A 1,112-nucleotide genomic window follows, 5' to 3' on the forward strand; every position below is an offset into this window, starting at 1 on the left:
TGTTGGTGCCACTCGTCTTCCTGATCTTGCCCATGACGATCCTGTTCGCCATATTTCCCGGCCTGGTCGTTCTCCAGGCCGGTTTCTGAAAACCCCACTCGAAAGCTGGACACCATGACACTCTTCGGTCGCCGCGCAGCGAATCGCTGGAACGACGAAACGGGCGACGTGCCACGGCTTATGTTGCATCGGTGCGTCTCATGAGACATTTTGGCGGGAGTTCGCGGGTTCGCGCAGACGCAATTGTCGACCGGAAATGAGACAAAAGCTGATTCCTGCTCGCTCGGCGATCACGCCCCTACGAACTAATGGCACGCCACGAGCGCCTCGGCTGCGACGCAACATCTCCCGGGGGAGCGGATCTCGCAGCTCGCGCGGGAAGCGCGGTAGCCGGATCGGGCTGGCTCAGTTCCGGTTCATCCCGTGCCCACGGCTGTCGAGGGCGAGCTTCCAGAAGGACTCGCGCTGCAGAATCGTTTCGGCCTTCGTCTTTGGGTCGAAGATCTCCAGGATCGAGTACTGGAAGTTTCCGATGATATGACTAGCGCCCAGGGCGTTTCGCATCTGCTCCAGCTCTTTGTTGCCGCCGGTCAGGTTTTGCAGGTGGGCGTAGCCCGCCCACCGCTGCCATAGACCGTTGGCTTCGCCCGCTGCTGAGCCAACGTACAACCTGCCGTCGCTGAGGTCGGTGATGACGTAGACGCCTTTGACGCTCGACAAAGCGTCCTTCCAGCTCGGCTCGTCGTTCGCGATGATGCGCTGGAGCTCGTGGTGCCTGAGCCTAACGTTCTGGTAACCGGGGAATGTGCCGAGCTTTGTGTCCGGTGCGAGTTCGTAAATCTCGGGATTGAGTTTGCTGTTCTGCAATGTCTCGTACCACCGCAGGTACAGGTCTCTGCCGACAGGCCTCTCCAACTTGACGATGAGCCGCTTGATGTACTCCGAGTACTGGTCAAGCAATTCCAGCTCGTAGCCCGGCCCTCCGATAATCTCCGGTAGGAGTGTGCGCACCCGAAAGAACCCGCCGAAGATGAAGTACTGGGGCCCATACGGGTAGTACTGCGCGAACGCGAGCAAGTACTCGGCGCGGTCGAGATTGTTGTTCTGGTGCC

Annotated in this window: 1 protein-coding gene; it reads right to left on the bottom strand. The window is 59.8% G+C overall.

The window, feature by feature from the left end; translation table 11 throughout:
- Positions 1–405: 405 nt before the first annotated feature.
- On the bottom strand, positions 406–1,112 hold a 707-nt coding region (locus JF66_RS19020; RefSeq protein WP_035880449.1), incomplete at its 5' end, for a GIY-YIG nuclease family protein.

This window comes from Cryobacterium sp. MLB-32 (assembly GCF_000738085.1).
Classification (GTDB): domain Bacteria; phylum Actinomycetota; class Actinomycetes; order Actinomycetales; family Microbacteriaceae; genus Cryobacterium.